The following is a 26,230-nucleotide window of genomic DNA, read 5'->3' as shown; positions in this document are numbered from 1 at the left end:
GGCGAACCGCCGCCGACGAGAGGATCACTTCGAGTAGAGCTCGACGATGAGCTGCTCGGTGACAGGCGTGTCGATCTGCGCGCGCTCGGGCAGCTGGTGCACGAGGATGCGCAGGTTCGACGGAACGACCTGCAGCCAAGCGGGAATCGGGCGGTCACCGAAGGACGCGCGAGCAGCCTCGAAGGGCAGCGTCGGCATGGACTTCGGCTTCACGTCGATGATGTCGAACTTCGACACCTGGTAGCTCGGGATGTTCACCTTGTGGCCGTTGACCAGAAAGTGCCCGTGGCTGACCAGCTGGCGAGCCTGGCGACGCGTGCGGGCGAGGCCCGCGCGGTACACCACGTTGTCGAGGCGGGCCTCGAGGATCTGGAGCAGGTTCTCACCGGTCTTGCCCGGACGACGAACCGCTTCCTTGTAGTAGCGGACGAACTGCTTCTCGAGGACGCCGTAGGTGTAGCGAGCCTTCTGCTTCTCCTGGAGCTGCAGCAGGTACTCGGACTCCTTGACCCGACCGCGGCCGTGCTGGCCGGGCGGGTACGGACGGCGCTCGAACGCCTGGTCCCCACCAACGAGGTCAACCTTCAGGCGGCGCGAGATACGCGTCGCAGGTCCCGTGTAACGAGCCATTAGTTCTTACTCCTCCCCGTGCCTCAGACCCGGCGCCGCTTGGGCGGGCGGCAGCCGTTGTGGGGCTGCGGGGTCACGTCCTGAATGGTGCCGACCTCGAGACCAGCGGCCTGCAGCGAACGGATCGCGGTTTCACGGCCGGAGCCGGGACCCTTCACGAACACGTCCACCTTGCGCATGCCGTGCTCGGCGGCCTTGCGGGCGGCGTTCTCGGCAGCCATCTGCGCCGCGAACGGCGTGGACTTGCGCGAGCCCTTGAAGCCCACGTGGCCGGCGGACGCCCAGCTGATCACGTTGCCCATCGGGTCCGTGATGGACACGATGGTGTTGTTGAACGTGCTCTTGATGTGCGCCTGGCCGTGCGAGACGTTCTTCTTTTCCTTGCGCCGGATCTTCTTGACCCCGGCTCCCGTGCGGGACTTGGGTGGCAAAACGAACTCCTAAGTTGAGGGCAGTAGACCCGAGGTCTTACTTCTTGCCGGCCTTCTTCTTGCCGGCCACGGTCTTCTTCGGACCCTTGCGGGTACGAGCGTTCGTCTTCGTGCGCTGACCGCGAACGGGCAGGCCGCGACGGTGCCGAAGACCCTCGTAGCAACCGATCTCCATCTTGCGACGGATGTCGGCCGCGACCTCACGGCGAAGGTCACCCTCGACCTTGTAGTTCGTCTCGATGTGGTCCCGCAGCTTGGCGAGGTCGTCGTCCGTCAGATGCTTGACCCGGAGGTCGGGAGAGATCTGGGTGGCGGCGAGCAGCTCCTTGGAGCGCGTACGACCGATGCCGAAGATGTAGGTGAGCGCGATCTCCATCCGCTTTTCGCGGGGGAGGTCTACGCCAGCGAGTCGTGCCATGTGGCGGTTAACTCCTGTCGATTACTTCCAGGTCTGCTCCTCGCCCGATTCCGGTGACTGACTCGCTGTGTGTCGTTCCGGCTGCTCTCACAGCCGGTGTCCCGGCCCCGGCCTGGAATCCGGGGGTGTCCGCACGCTTGAAGCCCTGCGTGCGGCAGGTGCGAGGAGTGTCTCGTTACTGCGTCATCGATGATCTCGACGAGCGCGTGGTGGAACTGCTCAGCCCTGGCGCTGCTTGTGGCGCAGGTTCTCGCAGATCACCATGACCCGGCCGTGACGGCGGATCACCTTGCACTTGTCGCAGATCTTCTTGACGCTCGGCTGGACCTTCACGCCTGAGATCTCCTGCTACTGGAGGTCACTTGTAGCGGTAGACGATGCGCCCGCGGGACAGGTCGTAGGGCGAGAGCTCCACGACAACCCGGTCCTCAGGGAGGATGCGGATGTAGTGCTGTCGCATCTTGCCGCTGATGTGCGCGAGTACCTTGTGACCGTTCTCCAACTCGACCCTGAACATCGCGTTGGGGAGCGGCTCGACTACGCGGCCCTCGACCTCAATGGCCCCGTCCTTCTTGCCCATGTCCTCCGCGTTTCGTGACGGTGGTAATAACCTTTGGACGCGCGCCAACCCGGTTCGATCTCACCTCGGAGGGCATGACTGAACCGGCGCGACGGATGCGCCACCTGACCAGTGTACGCAGTTCACTCCGGCAACCCAAATCGGCCCCACTCGGAGCTCTCCGCCGGCCGTGCACAGCTCACCAGCAGGGCCCGGAGCCGCGTGATCTCGTTGATCTCCGCCTCGTGCAGACCGAGCACGGACTTGAGCGTCCGGACGCGCTGAGCGGCGATCGCGCTGCCGTAGCCGGTGTCGTCAGAACACCGCTGAGCTGCGTTGTTGAGCGCAACGTCGCCGGATCCGATGCCGTAGCTCTCGAGACTCGGGTCGCCGGGCCCCCGCTGGGTGAACCCGGCCCGGTCGAGGCAGTGCAGCAGCATCACGCCGAGCGCCCGCGTCTGCGCGACCTCCGGCCCGGAGTTCAGCCGCGCGTTCCACTCGCGGACGACAGTGTCGTGCAGCGCCGTGATACGAGTCACGGCGTCGACGTACTCGGGCCCGGCGTCGGCCCGCGCCTTGCCTCCACACCCGCCGTCGACCGGGAGCGGCGGGCTGACGAAGTTCGGCCGGACGATCTGCACGTCGGAGAACGGCGGCTCGCACCGCTCGACCTCCGCGATGGCGTCGGCCAGGAAGATCCGGTCGGCGATCTGCTCCGCCGGAACGTCCTGGTAGGTGAAGTCGGTGGCCGGCTTGGTGGCAGCGCAGCCTGAAACTGAAATCAGTAGGGCGGACAGGACGAAACGGGTGACCCCCACAATGCCCCCAAGCATTGGACTCGTTCGTCACCTCGACCATATCGGGGTTGAGAAACGAAATAACCCCGCTCACCTCACGGCGAACGGGGTTGTTCCAGGTGCTCGGGTTAGTCCTCTTCAGGTGCGGTGAGCACCCAGGGACCGTCCTCCGTGATCGCGACGCTGTGCTCCCAGTGCGCGGCCCGCGTCCCGTCGAGCGTGATGACGGTCCAGCCGTCCTCCAGCTCCTGGGAGTCGTCCGTGCCGAGCGTCAGCATCGGTTCGATCGCGATGGCCATGCCGACCTTGAGCTTCGGCCCCTTGCCGGGCTTGCCGAAGTTCGGCAGGAACGGGTCCATGTGCATCTTGGTGCCGATGCCGTGGCCACCGTAGTCCGCGACGATGCCGTACTCGATGCCGTCGCGCTCACCCGACTCGATGGCCGAGGACTCGATGGCGAACGAGATGTCCGTGAGCCGCCCGCCGGGCACCGCGGCCTCGATGCCCGCGAGCATCGACAGCCTGGTCGCCTCGGACAGCTTGTGGTCGGCCGGCGAGAGCTCACCGCAGCCGACGGTGACGGCGGAGTCGCCGTGCCAGCCGTCGAGGATCGCACCGCAGTCGATCGAGATCAGGTCACCCTCGGCGAGCACCTGCTTCTTGCTCGGGATGCCGTGGACGATCTGCTCGTTCACCGACGCGCAGATGCTCGCCGGGAAGCCGTGGTAGCCCTTGAACGACGGGATGGCGCCGGCGTCGCGAATGGTCTGCTCGGCGATCTCGTCGAGCTCCCACGTGGACACACCGGGCTTGACCGCGTCGACGACGTTGCGCAGCGCACGCGCCACGACCAGGCCGGAGGCGCGCATCGCCTCCAGCTGGCCACGGGTCTTGATCTCGATCATGCGTTCACTGCCTGAAACACCTGTGACGACAGAGCGGAGCCGGTCAAGCAGTCCACCTGTCACTTCTCGCCGCGCAGCGAGTGCAGCGCCGCGAGGGCACGCTCACTGATCTCGTCGATCTCACCGACGGCGTCGATGGAGATGACCTTCTTCGCGTAGTAGTCGAGCAGCGGCGCGGTCTCGTTGCGATACACCTGCTGCCGGTGCCGGATGACATCTTCCTTGTCGTCCGTGCGCCCGCGCGCCAGCAACCGCTCCACCACGACGTCCTCGTCGACCCGGAACTCCAGCACGGCGTCGAGCTCGTGGCCACCGACGGCCAGGAACTCACCCAGCTTGTCGGCCTGCGCCACGTTGCGCGGGAACCCGTCGAGCAGGAACCCGTGCTCCGCGTCCGACTCGGCCAGACGCTTGCGCACCATCTCGTTCGTGATGGAGTCCGGCACCAGCGCGCCCTCGTCGAGGATGCTCTGCACCTCGAGCCCGAGCTCGGTCTGGTTGCTGATGTGTGACCGGAAGAGGTCGCCCGTCGAGATGTGCGGCACGCCGAGCTTGCGGCTCAACACTTCAGCCTGGGTGCCCTTGCCCGCACCGGGCGGGCCAACGAGAACGAGTCGCATCTAGCGGAGGAACCCTTCGTAATTGCGCTGCATGAGCTGGCTCTCGATCTGCTTCACGGTGTCGAGACCGACACCGACCATGATCAGAACCGCGGTGCCGCCGAACGGGAAGTTCTGGTTCTGGTTGTCACCAGTGAGGTCCAGGAACAGGTTCGGCAGGATCGCCACGATGCCGAGGTAGAGCGAGCCGGGAAGCGTGATGCGACCCAGCACGAACTTGAGGTACTCGGCGGTCGGGCGACCGGGACGGATGCCGGGGATGAACCCACCGAACTTCTTCATCTCGTCAGCACGCTCGTCCGGGTTGAACGTGATGCCGACGTAGAAGTACGTGAAGAAGACGATCAGCAGGAAGTACGTCGCGATGTGCACCCAGCTCGACTGCTTGACCAGGTGGGTCTGCACGAAGGTCGAGAACCAGTTGGACTCCGTCGAGGAACCCTGGGTGAGGCGGACGATCAGGTCCGGCAGGTAGAGCAGCGACGAGGCGAAGATGACCGGGATGACGCCGGCCTGGTTCACCTTGAGGGGAAGGTACGTCGACGTACCGCCGTACATGCGGCGGCCGATCATGCGCTTGGCGTACTGCACCGGGATGCGGCGCTGGGCCTGCTCGACGTAGATGACGCTCGCGATGATGACGAGAGCGGCGACACAAACGAGCACGAAGGTGACGGCGCTCTTGTCGAGGATGTTCTTGCCCTCGGCCGGGATGCGGGCGGCGATACCGGTGAAGATCAGCAACGACATGCCGTTGCCGATGCCCTTCTCGGTGATCAGCTCACCCAGCCACATGATGACCGAGGTACCGGCGGTCATGGTGATGACCAGCACGATGAGGGTGAAGATGCTGTCCTTGTTCGGGATGACGTCCTGGTCGCACTCACCGAACAGCTGCCCGCGCACCGCCAGGGCCACCAGACCGGTGGACTGCAGGATCGCCAGCCCGATGGTCAGGTACCGCGTGTACTGCGTCAGCTTGCCCTGACCAGCCTGTCCTTCCTTCTTCAACTGCTCGAACCGCGGGATGACCACGGTCAGCAGCTGAATGATGATGCTCGCGGTGATGTAGGGCATGATGCCCAGCGCGAACACGGACAGGTTCAGCAGCGCGCCACCGCTGAACAGGTTGATCAGCGAGTAGATGTTCTGGCCTTCAAGCTGCTCAGCACACGCCCGCACGTTCTTGAAGGACACGCCCGGCGCGGGCATGGTCGCACCAAGCCGGTACACAATGATGATCCCGAGCGTAAACAGGATCTTCTTGCGTAGATCCGGCGTCGCGAGAGCCGAGCGGAATGCGCCGAGCACGCGAACCTCCTGAGCGTTGCCGACCCCCAGGGACCGGCACATGCGGTAGTTGGCAGGCCGTAGTAGGTAGCCACGACCAAGCAACCCGGAGGACATCCGGGTTCAGCCCGCGACTCTAACAGCCCCCCGCGACCTGCCCGTACCCAGTGGCCAATCACAGGTTCCAACCGGTTGATCTCTCACCGCACAGCTAGGCCATCCGGGGTAGCCCGCCACCAGATTCCGTGCTACGAGCTGTGATTTCGCCAAGCGCGAACGTTTGCACCCAACTCCCAGTTCCCCACCAAAGCAGCAAAAGTTCAGCTACCCGCAGAACCCACTTGCACACCCAAACCAAGTTGGCGATGGCGAAGCCGAGCAAAGGCGGCGGTGAAGCCGAGCTGCCTTGAGCAACGCAGGACCCAACCCCGCGCAAACGCAACCACCTGCGGACACGCAACCGGAACCCGCCAACGCAAACCGTGAGACGGCCTACGCACCCCCACGCGCCCCCAAACCGGCGACACACGGCACCCACCCCACACAAACGCCAAAGGGCCCCGAGGCAAAGCCTCAGGGCCCTTCAGACAGCTAAAACCCGTCACGCCACAGTGGTAGACCCACCAGCAGCAGCGATCTTCTCCACAGCACTCTTGGAGAACTTGTTGGCAGTGACGTCCAGCTTGACGCTGACCTCACCGTCGCCCAGCACCTTGACGAGCGAGCCCTTGCGGACCAGCCCGGCCAGCACCAGCGCGGGAACGTCGACCGAACCACCCTCGGGGAACGAGGCAGCGATGTCGGAGACGTTCACGACCTGGTACTCGGTGCGGAACGGGTTCTTGAAGCCCTTGAGCTTCGGCAGCCGCATGTGCAGCGGCATCTGGCCACCTTCGAAGCGCGGCGAGACGTTCTTGCGAGCGCCCGTGCCCTTCGTACCGCGGCCGGCGGTCTTGCCCTTGGAGCCCTCACCACGACCGACGCGGGTCTTGGCGGTCTTGGCTCCGGGGGCAGGACGCAGGTCGTGAATCTTGATGGTCACGACTGGACCTCCTCAACAACCACCAGGTGGCGCACGGCGTGGATCAAGCCGCGGACCTGGGGGGTGTCCTCACGCACGACCGACTGACGGATCTTGCGCAGCCCGAGGGTGCGCATCGACTCGCGGTGGTTGTGCTTCGTGCCGATGGTGCTCTTCACCTGGGTGATCTTGAGAGCCATGGTCAGACCCCCTGGCCCGCGCGAGCGCGGATCATGCCGGCGGGGGCGACGTCCTCGAGGGGCAGGCCACGACGGGCCGCGACCTCTTCCGGACGCTGCAGACCCTTGAGGGCCGCCACGGTCGCGTGCACGATGTTGATCGCGTTGTCGGAGCCGAGCGACTTCGACAGCACGTCGTGCACGCCGGCGCACTCGAGGACGGCGCGGACAGCGCCACCCGCGATGACACCGGTACCGGCCGAGGCCGGACGCAGCAGGACCACACCAGCGGCCTTCTCACCCTGGATCGGGTGGGGGATGGTGCCGGCGATGCGAGGCACGCGGAAGAAGTTCTTCTTCGCTTCCTCGACACCCTTGGCGATGGCCGCGGGAACTTCCTTGGCCTTGCCGTAGCCGACGCCGACCATGCCGTCGCCGTCACCCACGACCACGAGCGCGGTGAAGCTGAAGCGACGACCACCCTTGACCACCTTGGAGACGCGGTTGATCGCAACCACGCGCTCGAGGTGGGGGGTCTTCTCCTGGGCCGCGCCGCCGCGGCCGCCGTCACGACGGTCGCGGCGCTCTCCGCGCTCGCCCCCGCCGCCTTCGCGACGCGTACGTCCTGGCATCAGGCGTCCCTCTCAATTCCAGTCATCATCATTGTCAGAACTCCAGCCCCGCCTCGCGAGCGGCATCCGCCAGAGCAGCGATCCGGCCGTGGTACGCGTTGCCACCGCGGTCGAACACGACCGTCGTGATACCGGCGTCCTTGGCACGGGCCGCGGCCAGCTGGCCGACCTTGGCCGCGCGGGCCTTCTTGTCGCCTTCCAGCGCACGGACGTCGGCCTCCATGGAGGAAGCGGACGCGACCGTGTGGCCCTTCAGGTCGTCGATGATCTGCACGGTGATGTGCTTCGACGACCGGTGCACGACCAGGCGCGGACGCTCGGCGGTGCCGCTGACCTTCTTGCGGAGGCGGAAGTGGCGACGGGCCTTGGCAACACGACGCCTGGTGGAGATGTCCTTGCCCACCGGCTTGCGCTTCGTAACAGTCGACTCGCTCATGTCACTTACCCGTCTTTCCGACCTTGCGGCGGATCTTCTCGCCCGAGTACCGCACGCCCTTGCCCTTGTACGGGTCGGGCTTGCGCAGCTTGCGGATGTTGGCGGCGACCTCACCGACCAGCTGCTTGTCGATACCGGAGACGGAGAAGCGGGTCGGGGTCTCCACCGCGAAGGTGATGCCCTCAGGGGCCTCGACCTTGACGGGGTGGGAGTAACCGAGCGCGAACTCGAGCTCAGAGCCCTTGAGCGCGACGCGGTAACCGACGCCGTGGATCTCCATCTTCTTTTCGTAACCCTGGGTCACGCCGACGACCATGTTGTGCACCAGCGTGCGCGACAAGCCGTGGAGCGCGCGGTTGCGACGCTCGTCGTTCGGGCGCTTGACCTCGAGAGTGCCGTCCTCAGCCTTCTCCAGGCTGATCGGCTCAGCGATCGTCAGCGTCAGGGTGCCCTTGGGGCCCTTGACGCTCACGTCCTGGCCGGCGATGTTCACGTCGACCCCGGAGGGGACAATGATCGGCTGCTTACCGATGCGCGACATGTCTACTCCCCCTTACCAAACGTAGGCGAGGACTTCTCCGCCCACGCCTGCCTTGTTGGCCTGGCGGTCGGTCATGAGACCGCCAGAGGTCGAAATGATCGCCACGCCCAGGCCGCCGAGAACTCGGGGCAGGCCGGTGGACTTCGCGTACACACGCAGGCCGGGCTTCGACACGCGGCGGAGGCCGGCGATGCTGCGCTCGCGGTTCGGGCCGTACTTCAGCTCGACGACGAGGTTCTTGGCGACCTCGCCCTCCTCGTCGCGGTACGAGGCGATGTAGCCCTCGCGCTTGAGGATCTCGGCGATGTTGGCCTTCAACTTCGAGTGCGGCATCACGACCTTGTCGTGGTAAGCCGAGTTCGCGTTGCGCAGACGAGTGAGCATGTCTGCGATCGGGTCGGTCATCGTCATGGTGACCTGGTCAACCTTTCTCGCTGCGGTTCCCCAGCTCAGGGTCCAGACCCGCCCTCCCCGAAGGGAGGGCCAGGTCGGTCGTGTGCGGGCCTACAGCGAAGTAAATGAAGCTTGCTTTACCAGCTGGACTTGCTCACGCCAGGCAGCTCACCGCGGTGAGCCATCTCGCGCAGGCAGATCCGGCAGAGGCCGAACTTGCGGAACACCGCGTGGGGGCGGCCGCAACGCTGGCACCGGGTGTACGCCCGGACCTTGAACTTCGGCTTCTTCGCGGCCTTGTTGATCAACGCCTTCTTGGCCATCGACTCAGTTCTCCTTGAACGGGAAGCCCAGGAGCTTCAGCAGCGCCCGGCCCTCCTCGTCGTTCGTGGCGGTGGTGACGACGGTGATGTCCATGCCGCGGGGACGGTCGATCGAGTCGGGGTCGATCTCGTGGAACATCGACTGCTCGTTCAGACCGAACGTGTAGTTGCCGTTGCCGTCGAACTGCTTGCCCGAGAGACCGCGGAAGTCGCGGATACGGGGCAGCGCGATCGTCAGCAGTCGGTCCAGGAACTCCCACATGCGGTCGCCGCGCAGCGTGACGCGCGCGCCGATCGGCATGCCCTCACGCAGCTTGAACTGCGCGATGGACTTGCGGGCCCGACGGACCTCGGGACGCTGGCCGGTGATGATCGAGAGGTCCTTGACGGCACCCTCGATCAGCTTGCCGTCACGGGCGGCGTCGCCGACGCCCATGTTGACGACAACCTTCACGACGCCCGGGATCTGCATCACGTTGGCGTAGTTGAACTGCTTCTGCAGCTCGCCGGTGATCTCAGCGCGGTAGCGCGTCTTGAGCCGCGGGATGATCTTCTCTGCGGTAGTCATGCTCAGATGTCCTTCCCGTTACGACGGGAAATGCGGACCCGCTTGCCCTCGTCGTTCGTACGGTAACCAACACGGGTCGGCTTGCCGTCCGAGTCGACCACCATCACGTTGGAGACGTTGATCGGGGCTTCCTGGGTCACGATGCCACCAGACTGCGCACCCCGCTGGGTCTGCGTGATCTTGGTGTGCTTCTTGATCCGGTTGACACCCTCGACCAGGACCTTGCCGGTCTCCGGGTAGGCCTGGATGACCTTGCCCTTCGCGCCCTTGTCCTTGCCGGCGATGACGACGACCGTGTCGCCCTTCTTCACCTTCATGGTCAGAGCACCTCCGGAGCCAGCGAGATGATCTTCATGAACTTCTTGTCGCGCAGCTCGCGGCCGACCGGGCCGAAGATGCGGGTACCGCGGGGCTCGTTGTCGTTCTTGATGAGCACGGCGGCGTTCTCGTCGAAGCGGATGTACGAGCCATCCGGACGACGGCGCTCCTTGACGGTGCGGACGACGACCGCCTTGACGACGTCACCCTTCTTCACGCCGGCACCGGGGATCGCGTCCTTGACGGTCGCGACGATGATGTCGCCGATGCCCGCGTAGCGGCGACCCGAACCGCCGAGAACACGGATGCAAAGGATTTCCTTCGCACCAGTGTTGTCGGCGACACGAAGCCGCGACTCCTGCTGAATCACTTACTTGCTCCTGACCATTCCTGGCCCGCCGGATTTCCGACCCGACGGGCTCGGTCTGTCTAGAAAGGACTTACTTGGCCTTCTCGAGGACCTCGACGAGCCGCCAGCGCTTGGTGGCCGACAGCGGTCGGGTCTCCATCAGCAGGACGCGGTCGCCCACGCCCGCCGTGTTCTCCTCGTCGTGCGCCTTCACCTTGGTGGTGGAGCGCATGACCTTGGAGTAACGCGGGTGCTTCTTGCGGTCCTCGAGCGCCACGACGATCGTCTTGTCCATCTTGTCGGACACGACGAGGCCCTCGCGGACCTTGCGGTCGTTGCGCTTCTCGGTCTGAACTTCGTTGCTTTCGGTCATGCCGCACCCTCACCAGTGGATTCCGGCGAAGCGGAGAGCCCGAGCTCCCGCTCCCGCATCACGGTGTAGATCCGGGCGATCTCGTGCCGGACCGTGCGCAAACGCCGGTTGTTGTCGAGCTGGCCCGTGGCCATCTGGAAGCGAAGGTTGAAGAGCTCTTCCTTCGACTCCTTCAGACGCAGCACGAGCTCTTCCTCGGTGAGCTCACGCAGCTCGGAAGCGGTGGTACCCGCTGCCATCAGAACTCACCACCCTCACGCGTAACGATGCGGCACTTCATCGGGAGCTTGTGGATCGCGCGGCGGAGCGCCTCGCGAGCAACCTGCTCGTTCGGGAAGGCCATCTCGAAGAGGACGCGACCCGGCTTGACGTTGGCCACCCACCACTCCGGCGAACCCTTACCGGAACCCATGCGGGTCTCGGCCGGCTTCTTCGTGAGCGGACGGTCCGGGAAGATGTTGATCCAGACCTTGCCGCCACGGCGGATGTGGCGAGTGATGGCGATACGAGCGGACTCGATCTGCCGGTTCGTCACGTAGGCCGGCTCCAGAGCCTGGATGCCGTACTCACCGAAGGTGACCTTCGTGCCGCCCTTGGCAGCACCCGACCGCTTGGGGTGGTGCTGCTTGCGGTGCTTGACCCTGCGCGGGATGAGCATGACTCAGCTCTCCGTCTTCTCTGCAGCAGCCGGGGCCTCGGCGGACGCGTTGGCGTCAGCTGCGGCACGACCGGCCTCGGTGCTCGTCGCGGTGGTGCCGCTGGCACCCGAACGACGGGCCCGGTTCGGACGCTCGCCACGGTCGCGGCGCGGGGCGCGGTCGGCCTGCGAGGGGGCCGCGTCACGCTCACGCTTGGCGGAGATGCCACCGACGATGTCACCCTTGTAGATCCACACCTTCACGCCGATACGGCCGAACGTGGTGCGGGCCTCGAAGAAGCCATAGTCGATGTCGGCACGGAGCGTGTGCAGCGGCACGCGGCCGTCGCGGTAGTGCTCCGAGCGGGACATCTCGGCGCCGCCAAGGCGACCGCCGCACTGCACGCGGATGCCCTTGACCTGCGGCGAACGCATGGCCGACTGAATGGCCTTGCGCATCGCGCGGCGGAAGGCAACGCGGTTGGACAGCTGCTCGGCGACACCCTGTGCCACGAGCTGCGCGTCCGACTCGGGGCTCTTCACCTCGAGGATGTTCAGCTGGACCTGCTTCTTGGTGAGCTTCTCGAGCTCACCGCGGATGCGGTCCGCTTCGGCACCGCGACGGCCGATGACGATGCCCGGCCGGGCGGTGTGGATGTCGACGCGAACCCGGTCACGGGTGCGCTCGATCTCCACCTTGGAGATACCGGCACGCTCCATGCCGCGCGAGAGCAGCCGGCGGATCTTGACGTCCTCGGCCACGTACTCGGCGTACTGCTTGTCGGCGTACCAGCGGGACTTCCAGTCGGTGGTGATCCCCAGCCGGAAGCCGTGCGGGTTGATCTTCTGGCCCACTACCGGGTTCCCTTCGCGCTGGTCTTCTTCGGACGCGACTCCACCTCAATGGTGATGTGCGACGTCCGCTTGCGGATCCGGTACGCGCGGCCCTGGGCACGCGGGCGGAAACGCTTGAGGGTCGGACCCTCGTCCACAAAGGCCGCCGAAACCCAGAGGGTGTCGGGGTCCAGGGACAGGTTGTTCTCGGCGTTGGCCATGGCGCTGGCGAGCACCTTCGCGACCGGCTCAGAGGCTGCCTGGGGCGCGAACTGGAGCACGGCCAGGGCCTCGCTGGCGTTACGACCCTTGATGAGCTCGACGACGCGACGGACCTTCATGGGGGTGTCGCGGACGTAGCGAGCCCGAGCCACGGCGCGCGGAAACTCCTGCGCCTCAGCGTCCTTACGGGCGTTCATCGCTGCTTTTCCCTTGCTCTTCTCAGTTCGACGCCTAGCGGCGACGAGACTTCCGGTCGTCCTTGATGTGGCCCTTGAAGGTGCGGGTCGGGGCGAACTCGCCCAGCTTGTGCCCGACCATGGCTTCGGTCACGAACACCGGGACGTGCTTACGGCCGTCGTGCACCGCGATGGTGTGGCCAAGCATGTCCGGAATGATCGTGGACCGGCGGGACCACGTCTTGATGACGGTCTTCTTGCCCGACTCGTTGAGAACGTCCACCTTCTTGAGCAGGTGGTCGTCCACGAAGGGGCCCTTCTTAAGGCTGCGAGGCATCCTTCACTCCCTCCCTGCTCAGCGCTTCTTACCGGTGCGACGACGCCGGACGATGAGCTTGTCGCTTGGCTTGCGGCGGCGGGTACGACCCTCGGGCTTACCAGCCGGGTTGACCGGGTGGCGACCACCGGAGGTCTTGCCCTCACCACCACCATGCGGGTGGTCAACGGGGTTCATGGCGACACCACGCACGGTGGGCTTCTTGCCCTTCCACCGCATGCGGCCGGCCTTGCCCCAGTTGATGTTCTGGTGCTCGGAGTTGCCGACCTCGCCGATCGTGGCGCGGCAGCGGACGTCCACGTTGCGGATTTCGCCCGAAGGCATCCGCAGCTGGGCGTACGGGCCGTCCTTCGCCACGAGCTGCACCGAGGCGCCAGCCGAGCGGGCGATCTTCGCGCCACCGCCGGGGCGGAGCTCGATCGCGTGGATCACGGTGCCGACCGGGATGTTGCGCAGCGGCAGGTTGTTACCCGGCTTGATGTCGGCCTTGGGGCCGTTCTCAACCGTGTCGCCCTGCTTCAGCTTCTCCGGTGCGACGATGTAGCGCTTCTCGCCATCTGCGTAGTGCAGAAGTGCGATGCGCGCGGTGCGGTTGGGGTCGTACTCGATGTGAGCGACCTTGGCCGGCACGCCGTCCTTGTCGTTGCGACGGAAGTCGATCAAGCGGTAAGCCCGCTTGTGACCGCCACCCTTGTGCCGCGTGGTGATCTTGCCCGACGCGTTGCGGCCACCACGGCCGTGCAGCGGGCGGATCAGCGACTTCTCCGGCGTCGACCGAGTGATCTCGGCGAAGTCGGAGACGCTCGCACCGCGACGACCGGGGGTCGTCGGCTTGTACTTGCGAATGCCCATCTCTACGCAGTCCTCGTCATCAGGCGGCAGGGCCGCCGAAGATCTCGATCGGCTTGCTGTCGGCAGACAGCGTGACGATCGCGCGCTTCGTGTCCTTGCGCTTGCCGAACCCGGTGCGGGTGCGCTTGCGCTTGCCCTGCCGGTTGATGGTGTTGACGCTGACGACCTTCACGCCGAAGACCTTCTCCACGGCGATCTTGATCTGGGTCTTGTTCGAACCCGGCGCCACCAAGAAGGTGTACTTGTTCTCCTCGAGCAGTCCGTAGGACTTCTCGGAGATCACGGGGGCGAGCAAGATGTCCCTGTGGTCGGGGATCACTTCGAGGCCTCCTCGTCCACCACGGTCGCCGTGGCCTCAGCCGAGCCAGAACCCTGCTGGGCCTTGCTGGCGAGGAACACGTCGAGCGAGTCCTTGGTGAACACCACGTCGTCGTTGACGAGCACGTCGTAGGTGTTGAGCTGGTCGGGCGCGATCACGTGCACGTGCGGCAGGTTGCGCACGCTGACCCACGCGACCTCGTCGGTGCGGTTGAGCACCACGAGAACGCGACGAGCCTGGGTGACCGACTCCAGAACCTTGCGCGCGGTCTTGGTCGACGGGGTGTCCCCGTCCACCAGGCCGGACACGACGTGCACCTGGTTGGCGCGGGCCCGGTCGGAGAGGGCGCCACGCAGAGCGGCGGCCTTCATCTTCTTGGGGGTCCGCTGGGTGTAGTCACGCGGCTGCGGGCCGTGGACGACGCCACCGCCGGCGAACTGCGGCGCACGCGTCGAACCCTGGCGGGCGCGACCGGTGCCCTTCTGGCGGTACGGCTTCTTGCCACCACCGGACACCTCGCCGCGGGTCTTCGTGGCGTGCGTGCCCTGGCGCGCGGCGGCCTGCTGGGCCACAACGACCTGGTGCAGCAGCGCAACGTTCGCCTGCGCGTCGAAAACAGCCGAGGGAAGCTCGACCGTGCCGGCGGACTTGCCGTCCGGCGTACGGATCTCAACCGTCGACATCAGGCACCACCCTTCGCGGCCGTCTTGACGAACACCAGACCGCCCTTGGGACCGGGAACGGCGCCCTTGATGAGCAGCAGGCCGTTCTCCACGTCGATCTTGTGCACCTTCAGGTTCTGGGTCGTGACGCGCACGTGGCCCATGCGGCCGGCCATGCGCAGACCCTTGAAGACGCGACCCGGGGTGGCGCAGCCACCGATGGAACCCGGCGAGCGGTGCTTGCGCTGGGTGCCGTGGCTGGAGCCGAGGCCCCGGAAGTTGTGGCGCTTCATGACACCCGCGGTGCCCTTGCCCTTGCTGGTGCCGGTGATGTCGACAACAGCGCCGGCCTCGAACACCTCAGCGGTGATCTCCTGGCCGACCTCGTACTCGCTGGCGTCGACCGTGCGCAGCTCCACCAGGTGGCGACGGGGCGTGACCCCGGCCTTGGCGAAGTGGCCCGCGACGGGCTTGTTGACCTTGCGCGGGTCAATCGCGCCGGTCGCCAGCTGGATGGCCGTGTAGCCGTCCTTCTCTTCGGTGCGAACCTGGGTGACGACATTCGGCTCAGCCTTCACGACGGTCACCGGGACGACCCGGTTGTTCTCGTCGAAGACCTGAGTCATGCCGAGCTTGGTGCCCAGGATGCCCTTGATCTGCCTGTCAGACATTGGTCCGTTACTCTCCGCGCCCAACGCTTACTGGATGTTGACGTCGACGCTGGCCGGCAGGTCGATGCGCATGAGCGCGTCCACCGTCTTCGGCGTCGGGTCGAGGATGTCGATCAGTCGCTTGTGCGTGCGCATCTCGAAGTGCTCGCGCGAGTCCTTGTACTTGTGCGGCGAGCGGATGACGCAGTACACGTTCTTCTCGGTGGGCAGCGGCACCGGCCCGACGACCCGAGCGCCGGTGCGCGTCACGGTCTCCACGATCTTGCGCGCTGACGCGTCGATCGCTTCGTGGTCGTAGGCCTTGAGCCGGATGCGGATCTTTTGTCCCGCCATGATGGCTTGCCGTTCCTCTGCTTCTCGTACCGCTGCGGTGCGGTGCCTCGGATGAGGCCTGTTACAGCCTCTTGGCGCGCTCCGCCCCTGTTGAAGTGTCATGGTGCCCGGTCCACGCGGTCGGGCGTGTCGCGCCCGGTGCGCATACCGGTCCCACTCAAGGTCTCCCCGGTGGGATTGGGCCTACCACAGCCCATGCACCCTGATGCCCATCTCCGCAAGGAGGCGTTCACTAACAGGGCGCGGACGCTCGGTGAAGGACCAAGGCACACACGAAGTGGGCCCAGCCTTCGTCGAGCAACCCGTAAAGGATGCCACACGGGTGTGAGGCGATCCAAATCGGGGTGGGTGACTTGGAGGCAGATCACGTGCGGATCTTGGCCGGTGAACCGCCGTGTCCGTCGCATGTGGAGCAACGACGGCAACGGTTCCTTTGCCCGGCAACGGAATCCCCGCGAGCGATCTACCACCGAGCACCCTGCGCGTAGTGCACGTGAGCTGTCACACACAACTCACGCCTGAAACGACGAAGGCCGGGCCAACGGAGTCGTTGACCCGGCCTGTCGCCGAACTGGGTCGAGCTAGATCACTTGATGATCTTGGTGACCGAGCCGGCGCCGACGGTGCGGCCACCCTCGCGGATCGCGAAGCGGAGGCCCTCGTCCATGGCGATCGGCTGGATCAGCTTGACCGTCATACCGGTGGTGTCACCCGGCATGACCATCTCGGTGCCCTCGGGCAGCGTCACAACGCCGGTCACGTCCGTGGTGCGGAAGTAGAACTGCGGACGGTAGTTGTTGAAGAACGGCGTGTGGCGGCCACCCTCGTCCTTGGACAGGATGTAGACCTGAGCCTCGAACTCGGTGTGCGGGGTCGTGGTGCCCGGCTTGACGATGACCATGCCGCGCTCCACCTCCTCGCGCTTGATGCCGCGGAGCAGCAGCGCGGCGTTGTCACCGGCGCGACCCTCGTCGAGGAACTTCTTGAACATCTCGATCGAGGTGACAGTCGTCTTCTTCGACTGCTCCTTGATACCGACGATCTCGATCTCGGAGTTCACGTTGATGATGCCGCGCTCGATACGACCGGTCACGACGGTGCCGCGGCCGGTGATCGTGAAGACGTCCTCAACGGGCATGAGGAACGGCTTGTCGGTCTCGCGCTCCGGCTCCGGGATCGCCGAGTCGACGGCGGCCATCAGGTCGAGGACCGACTGGCCCCACGTGGCGTCGCCCTCGAGCGCCTTCAGCGCCGAGACGCGCACGACCGGCAGGTCGTCGCCCGGGAACTCGTACTCGGAGAGCAGCTCGCGGACCTCGAGCTCGACGAGCTCCAGGATCTCCTCGTCGTCGACCATGTCGGCCTTGTTGAGCGCAACGACGATGTAGGGGACGCCGACCTGGCGGGCCAGGAGGACGTGCTCCTTCGTCTGCGGCATCGGACCGTCGGTCGCCGCGACCACCAGGATGGCGCCGTCCATCTGCGCCGCACCGGTGATCATGTTCTTGATGTAGTCGGCGTGACCGGGGCAGTCGACGTGCGCGTAGTGACGGTTCTCCGTCTGGTACTCGATGTGCGCGATCGAGATCGTGATGCCGCGCTGCTTCTCTTCCGGCGCCTTGTCGATCTGGTCGAACGCGAACGAAGCGTTCACATCGGGGTACGCGTCGTGCAGAACCTTGGAGATCGCCGCGGTCAGCGTGGTCTTGCCATGGTCGATGTGACCGATGGTGCCGATGTTGACGTGCGGCTTCGTCCGCTCGAACTTCGCCTTCGCCACTGGATTGTCCTCCTGGACTTCTTCTTTGCTGGTCCGGCGGGCAATGTAGTGGCCGCCCGCCGGACTTACACGTCAGGGTCGGATAGTGCGGACCCCAGGGACTTAACCCCGGAGAGCCCGCGGTGGAACTGCGGTGCTCCGGTGCGGGGTTATTCCCCAGTCGCCTTCGCGATGATCTCCTTCGAGACGTTCGCGGGAACCTCTGCGTAGGAGTCGAACACCATCGAGTAGTTGGCGCGACCCTGGGTCTTCGACCGCAGGTCACCCACGTACCCGAACATTTCCGACAGCGGAACCAGCGCCTTGACGACACGGGTACCGCTGCGCTCCTCCATGGCCTGGATCTGGCCACGGCGGGAGTTCAGGTCGCCGATCACTTCACCCATGTAGTCCTCGGGCGTCGTGACCTCGACGGCCATGATCGGTTCGAGGATCGCGGGAGACGCCTGACGGGCGGCTTCCTTGAGGGCCATCGAACCAGCGATCTTGAACGCCATTTCCGAGGAGTCGACCTCGTGGTAGGCGCCGTCGAGCAGCGTCACCTTCACGCCGACCAGCGGGTAGCCCGCCAGCACGCCGTACTGCATCGCGTCCTGTGCACCCGCGTCGACCGACGGGATGTACTCACGCGGGATGCGACCACCGGTGACCGCGTTGACGAACTCGTAGAGAGCGCCGTCCTCGGTCTTCGGCAGCGGCTCGACGGTGACGAGCACCTTCGCGAACTGGCCGGAACCACCGGTCTGCTTCTTGTGGGTGTAGGAGTACTTCTCCACCGCCTTGCGGATGGTCTCCCGGTACGCCACCTGAGGCTTGCCGATGTTGGCCTCGACCTTGAACTCGCGGCGCATGCGGTCCACCAGGATGTCCAGGTGGAGCTCGCCCATGCCGGCGATGATGGTCTGGCCGGTCTCCTCGTCCAGGTTGACCCGGAAGGTCGGGTCCTCCTCGGCGAGCTTCTGGATCGCCGTGCCCAGCTTCTCCTGGTCGGCCTTCGTCTTGGGCTCGATCGCCACCTGGATGACCGGCTCCGGGAACGTCATCGACTCGAGCACGATGGGGTGCTGCGGGTCGGCGAGCGTCTCACCGGTGGTCGTGTCCTTCAGACCGATCACGGCGTAGATGTGGCCCGCGATCGCCTCGGTGACCGGGTTCTCCTTGTTGGCGTGCATCTGGAAGATCTTCCCGATGCGCTCCTTGCGGTCCTTGGTCGCGTTGACGACCTGGGTGCCGGAGGCGACCTTGCCCGAGTAGACCCGGATGTAGGTCAGCTTGCCGAAGAACGGGTGCACCGCGATCTTGAACGCCAGCGCCGAGAACGGCTCGTCGCTCGAGGGCTTGCGCGACACGACGGTCTCGCCGTCCTGCAGCGTGCCCTCGACCGGCGGGAGGTCCAGCGGCGACGGCAGGAAGTCGATCACCGCGTCGAGCATGGGCTGAACGCCCTTGTTCTTGAACGCGGAACCGCACAGCACCGGGTACGCCGTACCCTCGGCGACGATCTTGCGGAGGCCCGCCTTGATCTCGTCGACGGTGAGGTCGCCCTCTTCGAGGAACTTCTCCATCAGCGTGTCGTCGGTCTCGGCGACAGCCTCGAGCAGTGCCTCGCGGAACTCCTGCGCCTTGTCGACGAGGTCGGCCGGGATCTCCTCGATCGCGTAGTCCTCGCCCTTCTGGACTTCACCACGCCACGTCAGGGCGCGCATCTCGACCAGGTCGACGACGCCGATGAAGTCGCTCTCGGCGCCGATCGGGATCTGGATCGGGAGGGGCTTCGCGCCGAGGCGCTCGGAGATGGTGCGGATGGTGAAGTAGAAGTCCGCGCCCAGCTTGTCCATCTTGTTGACGAAGCAGATGCGCGGGACGTCGTACTTGGTCGCCTGCCGCCAGACCTGCTCGGACTGCGGCTCGACGCCCTCCTTGCCGTCGAAGACGGCAACGGCGCCGTCGAGGACGCGCAGGTTGCGCTCGACCTCGACGGTGAAGTCGACGTGGCCGGGCGTGTCGATCAGGTTGATCTGGTGGTTCTTCCAGTAGCAAGTCGTCGCGGCGGACGTGATGGTGATGCCGCGCTCCTGCTCCTGCTCCATCCAGTCCATCACGGCAGCGCCGTCGTGGACCTCGCCGATCTTGTAGCTGATCCCCGTGTAGAAGAGGATCCGCTCAGTCGTCGTGGTCTTGCCCGCGTCGATGTGGGCCATGATCCCGATGTTGCGGACCTTGGCAAGATCAGTGAGCACGTCCTGTGCCACGGGTCTTTCCCCTGTCTTGAGCTTGTCAGCTCACTAGGGCTGGGAGCGCCCGGCTCCTCGCGGCGCCGGGCGTCACATCACCAGCGGTAGTGGGCGAAGGCCTTGTTGGACTCGGCCATCTTGTGCGTGTCCTCACGGCGCTTGACGCTCGCACCGAGACCGTTGCTCGCATCGAGCAGCTCGTTCATCAGACGCTCGACCATGGTCTTCTCACGGCGCTGCCGGGAGAAGGTGATCAGCCAGCGCAGCGCCAGCGTGGTCGCGCGGCCGGGCTTGACCTCGACCGGGACCTGGTAGGTCGCGCCACCGACGCGGCGGCTCTTGACCTCCAGGGCGGGCTTCACGTTGTCGAGCGCGCGCTTCAGCGTGACGACCGGGTCGGTGCCGGTCTTCTCGCGAGCACCTTCGAGCGCTTCGTAGACGATCTTCTCGGCCACCGAGCGCTTGCCGTCGACCAGCACCTTGTTGATGAGCTGGGTCACCAGCGGCGAGCTGTAGACCGGGTCGGAGATCAGCGGCCGCTTAGGGGCCGGTCCCTTGCGGGGCATCTCAGCTCTTCTCCTTCTTCGCGCCGTAACGGCTGCGAGCCTGCTTGCGGTTCTTCACACCCTGGGTGTCGAGAGAGCCACGGATGATCTTGTAACGAACACCCGGCAGGTCCTTCACACGACCGCCACGCACGAGCACCATCGAGTGCTCCTGGAGGTTGTGACCCTCACCGGGGATGTACGCCGTGACCTCGATACCGCTGGTCAGCTTCACGCGAGCGACCTTGCGCAGTGCGGAGTTCGGCTTCTTGGGGGTGGTGGTGTAAACGCGGGTGCACACACCGCGCCGCTGCGGCGAGCCCTTGAGGGCCGCCGTCTTCTGCTTCGCCACCTTGTCCTGGCGGCCCTTGCGGACCAGCTGCTGGATCGTTGGCATTCGCCGGCTGCTTCTTCCGTCTTTGCGGGTTCGCCTTGCGGTTCACCCTCGTGTTTCTTGATCCCTCTCTGCACCCGAGGTCGGGCGTGTCGCCCGCTCCCAAGGTCCGCAAGCAACAGTTCACGCCAACTACGGCTTCAACTGTCCCTGCGAGTGGAGGACACCACGGCCTCACGGGCACGCGGAGCGGCCCGACATGGGTCGGGCACGAGTAGCAAAGATACCCGCCCACGTCTACCTGGGTCAAAACGGGGGTACCGCACCAGCGCGTTCAGGGGCACCCGCGCCTCGCGATCCACGCTACCCGCGTGACGGAGAACGCACCCGATCCACCTTCGCCGCTCGCGCCCCGGTGTTCGATGTGGACGGAGCCGCCGAAACGGGAGTACCGCGTCCGCTCATGCAGTGGACAACCAGAACGTGAAAGAGGAGATGTCGACGCTGCGCGCGGCGGCGTCACCCGACCGGACGGTCACCGTCGTGGCCGGACCCGGCGGGTCGATCCCGAGCGTCGAGTTCAGACCAGAGGCACTGCGACTTTCGCCACAGGCGCTGTCCCGCGCGGTCATGACGACGCTCCAGCAGGCGGTCGCGCAGTCCGCCCGCGCGTCCGCGGAGCTCGTGCAGCGGTACCCCGGCGACCAGGTCGACATCGCCGCGCGGGTGAACAAGGTGCAGGAGGACGTCTTCGGGCCGGCGCCCGAGCTGCCGCAGCCTCCGCCGATGCAGCCTCCGCCGATGCCGCCGGCTCCTCAGCAGCACCGGATGCCCCCGCCTCCTCCCGTCAGACCACAACGGCAGGGACCGTCGCCGCGAGTGGAAGACGACGACGAGGGCTTCGGCTCAATCCTGCGCTGATCTTGCTGGAAGGCAGCGCGGCGTTGATGAAGACCGCGTACGACCTGGTGATGGACCTGATCGCGTCCCTGATCGAGTGGCTGATCATCACCTGGCTCGCGGCGCAGGCGGCCGCGGTGCCGACCCTCGGCGCGTCCGAGGTGGCCGCCGCTGCCGCGACCACCGCCGAGGTCGCGGTGGCGACCACCAGGGCTCCGCGCAGCAGTTCGGCGAGGACGCGCTGACCAACGCCGGCACCACGTTGCTGGACAACGCGAAGTCCGGCGGGTAAGGGCGTCTACGAGATGGTGACCGACGAAGGCCCCAACCACGCCGGCATCAACCGCAAGCTCTCGATCTGACGGAAAGCGGTCATGACCTCTCCCGCCCAGCAGTGGCACCAGGAACACACGCAGCAGCACGCCGTCGGCAAGAAGCCGAAGATCACCAAGCTCGGGATCGTCGTGACGACGGTCTTCCTGGTCGGTCTCGGAGTGGTCGGGTACTTCTCGTTCCGCAACGACCCCGCCATCGGTGACTGCGCGGAGGCGAAGAGCCAGTCGCGCGAACGGCTCGACTTCGTGAAGGCCGACTGCTCTGCCCCGCAGGCGATGCACCGGCTCGCGGCCTCACCGCGGTCGTCGAGCCCGTCCTGCCCGTCCGGCGACTACCTCACCGACACGGGCAACCGGTCTCGCAAGAGCAAGAAGCAGTCGGAGGACTGCTACACGGTCAACGTGCGTGAGGGCGACTGCCTGACGCTGGCCGAGGTCGGTGAGTTCACCCTGTACCAACGAGTCGCGTGTGGACTGTCACCGAACAAGGTGACGAAGGTCGTGGCGGGCAAGGCGGACGAGAAGCTGTGCAACACCGGCGACGACTCGTACGTCTACTCGCAGCCCGCCTCGACCGTCTGCATCTCGAAGGTGTGAACCGAGGGACCTGATTCACTGTGGGTGTGGACGATCTGATCGCGGCGATGGCCTCGCTGACCGGCTCCTCCGCCGATCCCGAGGTGCTCGGCGGCGACCGCGGTGACGTCGTGGTGGTGCGCGTCGGCGACGTGGTGGCCAAGGCGCATCCCGCGGACACCGACGCGGAGGCGTTGCGGCAGCGGCTGGAGATCGCGGCGGCACACCCCGAGCTGATGCTGCCGCCGCTGAAGCCGCTGCAGTTCGTGGACGACCGGCCGGTGACGGTGTGGCCGTACGGGACGCCGGTGAGCCAGGCGGATCCCGACGCGGCGCCGTGGGAGGAGAGCGCGGCGCTGCTCGCCAAGCTGCACGCGTTGCCCGTGCAGGGACCGGTGGCCGGCGCTCCTGAGCGGATCGTGCGCGCCATCCGGGCGTTGCCGCCGGGCCTGCCGCACGCGGACGTGGTGCTGCGCGCGTTCGAGGTGCTGCCGCCGCTGGACATGGCCGGGCAGGCGTTGATCCACGGGGACTGGCACCTCGGGCAGCTGGTGCACCGGGGTGCGTGGCGGCTCATCGACGTGGACGACCTGGGGGTGGGCGATCCGGTGTGGGACCTGGCGCGACCTGCGGCGTTGTTCGCGGCGGGCATCCTTCCGGGTGATCTGTGGGCGCGGTTCCTCAACACCTACCGTGAAACGGGGGGTGTGGCTCTGCCGACATCGGAGTGGGATGCCCTCAACATTCCGGCTCAGGCGTACGTTGTTCAGATGGCAGCGCGGGCACTAGTGACCGGTCTGCAAGCAGTGGAACCGCTGGTCGAAGCGTGTCATCGGATCATCGCGACGCACGACAACGGCGACCGCGGCTAATATCGTTTTTGTCCGGTCCCACCCAGGAGGCTCACCACGATGCAGTGTCCCAAGTGTCATGCGAACATGCGCACGTTCGACCGCATGGGCGTTCACATCGAGCAGTGCGACGGCTGCCGCGGGGTCTTCCTCGACTACGGCGAGCTCGAGTCGATCACTCGCCTCGAGGCCCAGATGCACACGCCGCCGCCCGCCGCGCCGGCCCCTCCGCCCGTCGCCTACCCGCAGCCGGTTCAGCCCGCCTGGGGCGCCGCGCCGCAGCAGGTCCACCACCACCACGGTGGTCACGGTTACGGCTACGGCCACCGCAAGCACAAGGGCCTCTCCGGCCTCTTCTTCTCCTCGTGACCGGTGACGGCCCCGGATCCCTGCTCCGGGGCCGTTGACGACTACCGAAAAACAGGGCGATAATCGGTAGTCAACGGGAGGAGTAGCCATGTCTGTCGCGACCGAGGCCGCCCTGATCCGGGATCTCTTCGAAACGATCGAGGAGATCGAGTCCGTGGCGTCATCCCTGGCAGAAGACGACGAACGCCGCCACAAGCTGGACGGCGTAGTGGCCCGCACCCTCCGCCAGGCCCCGCCCGTCCGCCCGGTGGTGGCCGGCGAACTGCTGGACCTCACCGAGAAGACCGTGAAGGCCTGGGCCCGCGAGGGCGTACTGGCCATCCACAGCCAAGAACCGCGCATGCTCCTCGACACCGTGCGCCTCCACGAGGTCCTTCACCTCGTGTCCGACCTCCGCCGCGCCGGCAAGACCCGCGGCCTCATCGACGAAGTCCACCGCCGCCTCAGCGACCAGTCCCTGCTCGACCGCAGCGACCTGGCCGCCTCCCTGGACGAGATGCGCAGCGGCAGGGGACGCGTGGTCCGCCAAGCTTGATCGAAGTCGTAGAAACCCACACCGCCCACGCCCAGGCCAACGGCCTCCGCGGCCGCGCCCGCGTGGCCTACGAACGCTTCCTGGACGAACTGGCCCACTCGGGCTGCGCCTCCCTGGGCTACCGCGTGACGGGCCCAGAACCACTCCCTCGCCTGTGCGTGAAGCACCTCCGCGGCGCCGACCGCGTGGTGGTCGCCTTCCCGTCCCCCGAAGTCGTGTGGGTCCTCCTGGTAGGTCCACACGACGACGACCCCGGACTGGACCTCTACGAGGCCCTCTACGAGATGGCCGGCGTACGCCCCCGCCTCTCCGAGAAGCGCACCAAGCCCCGCTGCTGCACCGACGAGTCCGGCGTTCCACCCCTGGTGGACGAACACCTGGTGGACGACCTCGTGATCCGCGCGCGAGCCCTGGCCAGAGCCCGCCGCCGCTAGGGCTCCCGATCCAGCACGAACCCGTCAGCCACCGGGTCGTAGTGCAGGTACGGCATCTCGCTCGGGTCGAACCCCTCAAAGGTCAGCGCAACCGGCCGCCCGAACGCCTGCCCCAGCTCCCGCAGGAACGCACCGAGCAGGTCCAACCGCTCCTGCCCCTGAAGCTCCCGCACGTCGATGTCGAAGAGCACGACATCGTCATCGGCCTCGAAGAAGTTGACCAGAAACCCCTCAGCGGGCCACACGGAGAACCTGACCTCGTCCTCCTCGCGCCGCCAGCCCTTCTCCCGCACCAAACCCACTACGGCCGCCCACGCCTCAGCTCCAACACCGGCAACGCACCCGTCGTGCAACGGCGCGTCATCGGGGTCGAACCACTCACGGACGTCACTCCACCTCAGCTGCCGCATGCCCCCATGGAAGCAGCCACCCACAACCGGATTCCACCGACAAGAAAAGTTGTCAAGACAGCCGAACTTGTCCTACGCTCGTCCCAGACACGAAGAACGGAGACCACGATGTCGTTCCAGGCCTACCTAGACGGAGCCGAGAAGAAGACCGGCAAGACCCCGGCCGACCTGCTGGCGGCAGCCACAGCGCACGGCTTCGACGCCACCACCAAGGCGACCGAGTTCCTCGACTGGCTCAAGAACGACTACGACCTGGGCCGAGGCCACGGCATGCCGCTCTACCAGATCTTCAAGCACGGCCCCGAAATCGCCGCCAAGTACGACAAGTCCCCCACCCCGGCACCGGTACGCCTGGACGGCCTGGCCAACCGCTAACCAACCCCCAGCGCAGGCAACAACGCCTCGTCCACGATCGCCGCAAGCTCCTCCGCAGCAGGCCGGCGATCCAGGTCGATCGCCAACTTGAAGACGAGCGCCTCACCGATCTGGGTGGTGATCGGCGTAAGCCGCTTCGGATCCACCTGCCCATTGGCCACGTAGTGCTGCAGCACCGTGGTGGTGAAAGTCCCGCCCCGCGGGTCGAAAACCTTGCGGTACAAGGCCTCCGCCAGCTCCGGATAGCGGTGCCGCTCAGACGTGATCGCCAGCACCGCCCCCGCCGTGTTCGTGCCATACGCTGGAGGCCTGGGCACAAAACTGGGCACGGCAGAAGCCTCCGCCATAGCCATCTGCACCTGGCTAGCCACCGTGGTGTTCGCCGAAGCCCTACGCCGCAAGGGCAAACAGGGCCCAGCAGAAACACTCCTGCGCCACCTCACATACAACCCAAGGCGCTAGCCCAAGCGAAGGCGAAGCCGAGCCCGCTTGAGCAACGCGGGCCGCCGTGGGGTGGGTCCCGTCACGAGTCGTACCTGATCGTTGGCTCCGGTGCGGCTCATGATGGGACCCACCCCACGCAAACGCAACCACCAACGCAACCGCAAGCCGCCCAAACCAACAGGCGTGCCATCAGCCTGCGCGTGGCGCTGGTGGGTCTTTGATCAGATTGGCGGGGTCTGGGGCGGAGCCCCAGGAACAAACAGAACGGCCCCCAGAAGCCAA

General features: G+C 66.2%; 45 protein-coding genes. 9 read left to right on the top strand and 36 right to left on the bottom strand.

Annotated elements, in window-relative coordinates:
- Positions 1 to 24 precede the first annotated feature (24 nt).
- The 34 genes from rpsD to rpsL form a co-directional block, all read right to left on the bottom strand.
- A complete protein-coding gene (gene rpsD, locus ABFX45_RS29110) occupies positions 25 to 630 on the bottom strand; it encodes a 30S ribosomal protein S4 (RefSeq protein WP_030472035.1) in 606 nt (201 codons plus the stop codon).
- Between the two features lie 23 nt (positions 631 to 653).
- Positions 654 to 1,061 carry a 30S ribosomal protein S11 gene (rpsK, locus tag ABFX45_RS29105; RefSeq protein ID WP_086669042.1) on the bottom strand — a complete coding sequence of 136 codons (408 nt, stop codon included), beginning with the start codon at positions 1,059 to 1,061 and terminating at the stop codon, positions 654 to 656.
- Between the two features lie 37 nt (positions 1,062 to 1,098).
- The gene (gene rpsM / locus ABFX45_RS29100) at positions 1,099 to 1,479 is read right to left on the bottom strand and encodes a 30S ribosomal protein S13 (RefSeq protein ID WP_346133320.1); all 381 of its coding nucleotides are present in this window, start codon (positions 1,477 to 1,479) and stop codon (positions 1,099 to 1,101) included.
- 219 nt (positions 1,480 to 1,698) lie between these two features.
- Positions 1,699 to 1,812: a 50S ribosomal protein L36 gene (gene rpmJ / locus ABFX45_RS29095; RefSeq protein WP_010148647.1), complete on the bottom strand. Its 114-nt coding sequence runs from the start codon at positions 1,810 to 1,812 to the stop codon at positions 1,699 to 1,701.
- Between the two features lie 25 nt (positions 1,813 to 1,837).
- On the bottom strand, positions 1,838 to 2,059 hold the full coding sequence (gene infA / locus ABFX45_RS29090; RefSeq protein ID WP_005166804.1) for a translation initiation factor IF-1: 222 nt from the start codon (positions 2,057 to 2,059) through the stop codon (positions 1,838 to 1,840).
- Between the two features lie 122 nt (positions 2,060 to 2,181).
- Positions 2,182 to 2,856: a hypothetical protein gene (locus tag ABFX45_RS29085; RefSeq protein WP_346133318.1), complete on the bottom strand. Its 675-nt coding sequence runs from the start codon at positions 2,854 to 2,856 to the stop codon at positions 2,182 to 2,184.
- Positions 2,857 to 2,963: 107 nt separating this feature from the next.
- On the bottom strand, positions 2,964 to 3,740 hold the full coding sequence (gene map, locus ABFX45_RS29080; RefSeq protein ID WP_109628750.1) for a type I methionyl aminopeptidase: 777 nt from the start codon (positions 3,738 to 3,740) through the stop codon (positions 2,964 to 2,966).
- Positions 3,741 to 3,799: 59 nt separating this feature from the next.
- On the bottom strand, positions 3,800 to 4,360 hold the full coding sequence (locus ABFX45_RS29075) for an adenylate kinase (RefSeq protein WP_109628752.1): 561 nt from the start codon (positions 4,358 to 4,360) through the stop codon (positions 3,800 to 3,802).
- The gene (gene secY, locus ABFX45_RS29070; protein ID WP_109628755.1) at positions 4,361 to 5,671 is read right to left on the bottom strand and encodes a preprotein translocase subunit SecY; all 1,311 of its coding nucleotides are present in this window, start codon (positions 5,669 to 5,671) and stop codon (positions 4,361 to 4,363) included.
- Positions 5,672 to 6,251: 580 nt separating this feature from the next.
- Entirely contained in the window at positions 6,252 to 6,692 is a 441-nt protein-coding gene (gene rplO, locus ABFX45_RS29065) for a 50S ribosomal protein L15 (RefSeq protein ID WP_109628757.1), read from the bottom strand.
- On the bottom strand, positions 6,689 to 6,871 hold the full coding sequence (rpmD, locus tag ABFX45_RS29060) for a 50S ribosomal protein L30 (protein WP_109628759.1): 183 nt from the start codon (positions 6,869 to 6,871) through the stop codon (positions 6,689 to 6,691). The genes rplO and rpmD overlap by 4 nt, the downstream gene beginning before the upstream one ends.
- Positions 6,872 to 6,873: 2 nt before the next feature.
- A complete protein-coding gene (gene rpsE / locus ABFX45_RS29055; RefSeq protein ID WP_053733140.1) occupies positions 6,874 to 7,482 on the bottom strand; it encodes a 30S ribosomal protein S5 in 609 nt (202 codons plus the stop codon).
- Positions 7,483 to 7,516: 34 nt separating this feature from the next.
- Positions 7,517 to 7,918, bottom strand: a complete 402-nt coding sequence (gene rplR, locus ABFX45_RS29050; RefSeq protein ID WP_109628761.1) for a 50S ribosomal protein L18 — start codon at positions 7,916 to 7,918, stop codon at positions 7,517 to 7,519.
- A 1-nt stretch (position 7,919) separates the two neighbouring features.
- Positions 7,920 to 8,459 (bottom strand): 50S ribosomal protein L6, encoded by a 540-nt coding sequence (gene rplF, locus ABFX45_RS29045; RefSeq protein ID WP_030473453.1) that lies wholly within the window; start codon positions 8,457 to 8,459, stop codon positions 7,920 to 7,922.
- 12 nt (positions 8,460 to 8,471) lie between these two features.
- Positions 8,472 to 8,870, bottom strand: a complete 399-nt coding sequence (gene rpsH / locus ABFX45_RS29040) for a 30S ribosomal protein S8 (protein ID WP_030473454.1) — start codon at positions 8,868 to 8,870, stop codon at positions 8,472 to 8,474.
- A gap of 119 nt (positions 8,871 to 8,989) precedes the next feature.
- Entirely contained in the window at positions 8,990 to 9,175 is a 186-nt protein-coding gene (locus tag ABFX45_RS29035; RefSeq protein WP_109628763.1) for a type Z 30S ribosomal protein S14, read from the bottom strand.
- 4 nt (positions 9,176 to 9,179) lie between these two features.
- On the bottom strand, positions 9,180 to 9,743 hold the full coding sequence (gene rplE / locus ABFX45_RS29030; RefSeq protein WP_109628765.1) for a 50S ribosomal protein L5: 564 nt from the start codon (positions 9,741 to 9,743) through the stop codon (positions 9,180 to 9,182).
- Between the two features lie 2 nt (positions 9,744 to 9,745).
- The gene (gene rplX, locus ABFX45_RS29025) at positions 9,746 to 10,060 is read right to left on the bottom strand and encodes a 50S ribosomal protein L24 (RefSeq protein WP_045309812.1); all 315 of its coding nucleotides are present in this window, start codon (positions 10,058 to 10,060) and stop codon (positions 9,746 to 9,748) included.
- 2 nt (positions 10,061 to 10,062) lie between these two features.
- Positions 10,063 to 10,431 (bottom strand): 50S ribosomal protein L14, encoded by a 369-nt coding sequence (gene rplN, locus ABFX45_RS29020; RefSeq protein WP_089949053.1) that lies wholly within the window; start codon positions 10,429 to 10,431, stop codon positions 10,063 to 10,065.
- Between the two features lie 70 nt (positions 10,432 to 10,501).
- Positions 10,502 to 10,783 carry a 30S ribosomal protein S17 gene (gene rpsQ, locus ABFX45_RS29015; RefSeq protein ID WP_109628768.1) on the bottom strand — a complete coding sequence of 94 codons (282 nt, stop codon included), beginning with the start codon at positions 10,781 to 10,783 and terminating at the stop codon, positions 10,502 to 10,504.
- Entirely contained in the window at positions 10,780 to 11,022 is a 243-nt protein-coding gene (gene rpmC / locus ABFX45_RS29010) for a 50S ribosomal protein L29 (RefSeq protein WP_086669033.1), read from the bottom strand. The genes rpsQ and rpmC overlap by 4 nt, the downstream gene beginning before the upstream one ends.
- Positions 11,022 to 11,441 (bottom strand): 50S ribosomal protein L16, encoded by a 420-nt coding sequence (rplP, locus tag ABFX45_RS29005; protein ID WP_030473461.1) that lies wholly within the window; start codon positions 11,439 to 11,441, stop codon positions 11,022 to 11,024. Before rplP ends, rpmC begins: the two co-directional genes overlap by 1 nt.
- Positions 11,442 to 11,444: 3 nt before the next feature.
- Positions 11,445 to 12,275, bottom strand: a complete 831-nt coding sequence (gene rpsC, locus ABFX45_RS29000) for a 30S ribosomal protein S3 (RefSeq protein ID WP_109628770.1) — start codon at positions 12,273 to 12,275, stop codon at positions 11,445 to 11,447.
- On the bottom strand, positions 12,275 to 12,673 hold the full coding sequence (gene rplV, locus ABFX45_RS28995; RefSeq protein ID WP_030473463.1) for a 50S ribosomal protein L22: 399 nt from the start codon (positions 12,671 to 12,673) through the stop codon (positions 12,275 to 12,277). The genes rpsC and rplV overlap by 1 nt, the downstream gene beginning before the upstream one ends.
- Positions 12,674 to 12,707: 34 nt before the next feature.
- Positions 12,708 to 12,989, bottom strand: coding sequence for a 30S ribosomal protein S19 (gene rpsS, locus ABFX45_RS28990; protein WP_015105260.1), 282 nt, complete (start codon positions 12,987 to 12,989; stop codon positions 12,708 to 12,710).
- Between the two features lie 18 nt (positions 12,990 to 13,007).
- The gene (gene rplB, locus ABFX45_RS28985; protein ID WP_109628772.1) at positions 13,008 to 13,841 is read right to left on the bottom strand and encodes a 50S ribosomal protein L2; all 834 of its coding nucleotides are present in this window, start codon (positions 13,839 to 13,841) and stop codon (positions 13,008 to 13,010) included.
- Positions 13,842 to 13,860: 19 nt separating this feature from the next.
- Positions 13,861 to 14,160: a 50S ribosomal protein L23 gene (gene rplW, locus ABFX45_RS28980; RefSeq protein ID WP_109628774.1), complete on the bottom strand. Its 300-nt coding sequence runs from the start codon at positions 14,158 to 14,160 to the stop codon at positions 13,861 to 13,863.
- On the bottom strand, positions 14,157 to 14,843 hold the full coding sequence (rplD, locus tag ABFX45_RS28975; protein ID WP_109628777.1) for a 50S ribosomal protein L4: 687 nt from the start codon (positions 14,841 to 14,843) through the stop codon (positions 14,157 to 14,159). Before rplD ends, rplW begins: the two co-directional genes overlap by 4 nt.
- Positions 14,843 to 15,493 carry a 50S ribosomal protein L3 gene (gene rplC / locus ABFX45_RS28970; RefSeq protein WP_109628779.1) on the bottom strand — a complete coding sequence of 217 codons (651 nt, stop codon included), beginning with the start codon at positions 15,491 to 15,493 and terminating at the stop codon, positions 14,843 to 14,845. Before rplC ends, rplD begins: the two co-directional genes overlap by 1 nt.
- Positions 15,494 to 15,520: 27 nt before the next feature.
- Positions 15,521 to 15,826, bottom strand: coding sequence for a 30S ribosomal protein S10 (rpsJ, locus tag ABFX45_RS28965; protein WP_003938093.1), 306 nt, complete (start codon positions 15,824 to 15,826; stop codon positions 15,521 to 15,523).
- A gap of 586 nt (positions 15,827 to 16,412) precedes the next feature.
- Positions 16,413 to 17,606 carry an elongation factor Tu gene (gene tuf, locus ABFX45_RS28960; protein ID WP_109628781.1) on the bottom strand — a complete coding sequence of 398 codons (1,194 nt, stop codon included), beginning with the start codon at positions 17,604 to 17,606 and terminating at the stop codon, positions 16,413 to 16,415.
- 149 nt (positions 17,607 to 17,755) lie between these two features.
- Positions 17,756 to 19,858: an elongation factor G gene (gene fusA, locus ABFX45_RS28955; RefSeq protein ID WP_109628783.1), complete on the bottom strand. Its 2,103-nt coding sequence runs from the start codon at positions 19,856 to 19,858 to the stop codon at positions 17,756 to 17,758.
- Positions 19,859 to 19,935: 77 nt separating this feature from the next.
- The gene (gene rpsG, locus ABFX45_RS28950) at positions 19,936 to 20,406 is read right to left on the bottom strand and encodes a 30S ribosomal protein S7 (protein WP_109628785.1); all 471 of its coding nucleotides are present in this window, start codon (positions 20,404 to 20,406) and stop codon (positions 19,936 to 19,938) included.
- 1 nt (position 20,407) lies between these two features.
- Positions 20,408 to 20,782 (bottom strand): 30S ribosomal protein S12, encoded by a 375-nt coding sequence (rpsL, locus tag ABFX45_RS28945; RefSeq protein ID WP_030473471.1) that lies wholly within the window; start codon positions 20,780 to 20,782, stop codon positions 20,408 to 20,410.
- A 405-nt stretch (positions 20,783 to 21,187) separates the two neighbouring features.
- On the opposite strand from rpsL, the gene ABFX45_RS28940 reads away from it, so the two are divergent.
- The 7 genes from ABFX45_RS28940 (at position 21,188) to ABFX45_RS28910 (ending at position 24,719) form a co-directional block, all read left to right on the top strand.
- Positions 21,188 to 21,640 (top strand): YbaB/EbfC family nucleoid-associated protein, encoded by a 453-nt coding sequence (locus ABFX45_RS28940; RefSeq protein ID WP_346133306.1) that lies wholly within the window; start codon positions 21,188 to 21,190, stop codon positions 21,638 to 21,640.
- Positions 21,641 to 21,642: 2 nt separating this feature from the next.
- Positions 21,643 to 21,864, top strand: a complete 222-nt coding sequence (locus tag ABFX45_RS28935; protein ID WP_109628789.1) for a hypothetical protein — start codon at positions 21,643 to 21,645, stop codon at positions 21,862 to 21,864.
- Between the two features lie 129 nt (positions 21,865 to 21,993).
- Positions 21,994 to 22,551, top strand: a complete 558-nt coding sequence (locus ABFX45_RS28930) for a hypothetical protein (protein WP_346133303.1) — start codon at positions 21,994 to 21,996, stop codon at positions 22,549 to 22,551.
- Positions 22,552 to 22,577: 26 nt separating this feature from the next.
- Positions 22,578 to 23,402: a phosphotransferase family protein gene (locus ABFX45_RS28925; protein ID WP_346133302.1), complete on the top strand. Its 825-nt coding sequence runs from the start codon at positions 22,578 to 22,580 to the stop codon at positions 23,400 to 23,402.
- A 39-nt stretch (positions 23,403 to 23,441) separates the two neighbouring features.
- The gene (locus ABFX45_RS28920; RefSeq protein WP_109628794.1) at positions 23,442 to 23,750 is read left to right on the top strand and encodes a TFIIB-type zinc ribbon-containing protein; all 309 of its coding nucleotides are present in this window, start codon (positions 23,442 to 23,444) and stop codon (positions 23,748 to 23,750) included.
- A gap of 88 nt (positions 23,751 to 23,838) precedes the next feature.
- The gene (locus ABFX45_RS28915) at positions 23,839 to 24,285 is read left to right on the top strand and encodes a hypothetical protein (protein WP_109628796.1); all 447 of its coding nucleotides are present in this window, start codon (positions 23,839 to 23,841) and stop codon (positions 24,283 to 24,285) included.
- On the top strand, positions 24,282 to 24,719 hold the full coding sequence (locus ABFX45_RS28910; protein ID WP_109628798.1) for a hypothetical protein: 438 nt from the start codon (positions 24,282 to 24,284) through the stop codon (positions 24,717 to 24,719). The genes ABFX45_RS28915 and ABFX45_RS28910 overlap by 4 nt, the downstream gene beginning before the upstream one ends.
- Here ABFX45_RS28910 and ABFX45_RS28905 read toward each other — a convergent pair.
- Positions 24,716 to 25,129, bottom strand: a complete 414-nt coding sequence (locus tag ABFX45_RS28905) for a hypothetical protein (protein ID WP_109628800.1) — start codon at positions 25,127 to 25,129, stop codon at positions 24,716 to 24,718. The two genes, ABFX45_RS28910 and ABFX45_RS28905, sit on opposite strands and share 4 nt — an antisense overlap.
- A 108-nt stretch (positions 25,130 to 25,237) precedes the next feature.
- On the opposite strand from ABFX45_RS28905, the gene ABFX45_RS28900 reads away from it, so the two are divergent.
- Positions 25,238 to 25,504, top strand: a complete 267-nt coding sequence (locus tag ABFX45_RS28900; protein ID WP_109628802.1) for a DUF4287 domain-containing protein — start codon at positions 25,238 to 25,240, stop codon at positions 25,502 to 25,504.
- Here the strand turns inward: ABFX45_RS28900 and ABFX45_RS28895 are convergent.
- Positions 25,501 to 25,779: a hypothetical protein gene (locus ABFX45_RS28895; protein WP_346133298.1), complete on the bottom strand. Its 279-nt coding sequence runs from the start codon at positions 25,777 to 25,779 to the stop codon at positions 25,501 to 25,503. The two genes, ABFX45_RS28900 and ABFX45_RS28895, sit on opposite strands and share 4 nt — an antisense overlap.
- Between ABFX45_RS28895 and ABFX45_RS28890 the strand changes: the two genes are divergently transcribed.
- Positions 25,766 to 25,966, top strand: coding sequence for a DUF418 domain-containing protein (locus tag ABFX45_RS28890; RefSeq protein ID WP_346133296.1), 201 nt, complete (start codon positions 25,766 to 25,768; stop codon positions 25,964 to 25,966). The genes ABFX45_RS28895 and ABFX45_RS28890 overlap by 14 nt on opposite strands.
- Positions 25,967 to 26,230: the final 264 nt, after the last annotated feature.

The organism is Lentzea roselyniae (assembly GCF_039537795.1).
Lineage (GTDB): Bacteria > Actinomycetota > Actinomycetes > Mycobacteriales > Pseudonocardiaceae > Lentzea > Lentzea atacamensis.
This window is presented reverse-complemented; position numbering and strand designations above follow the sequence as displayed.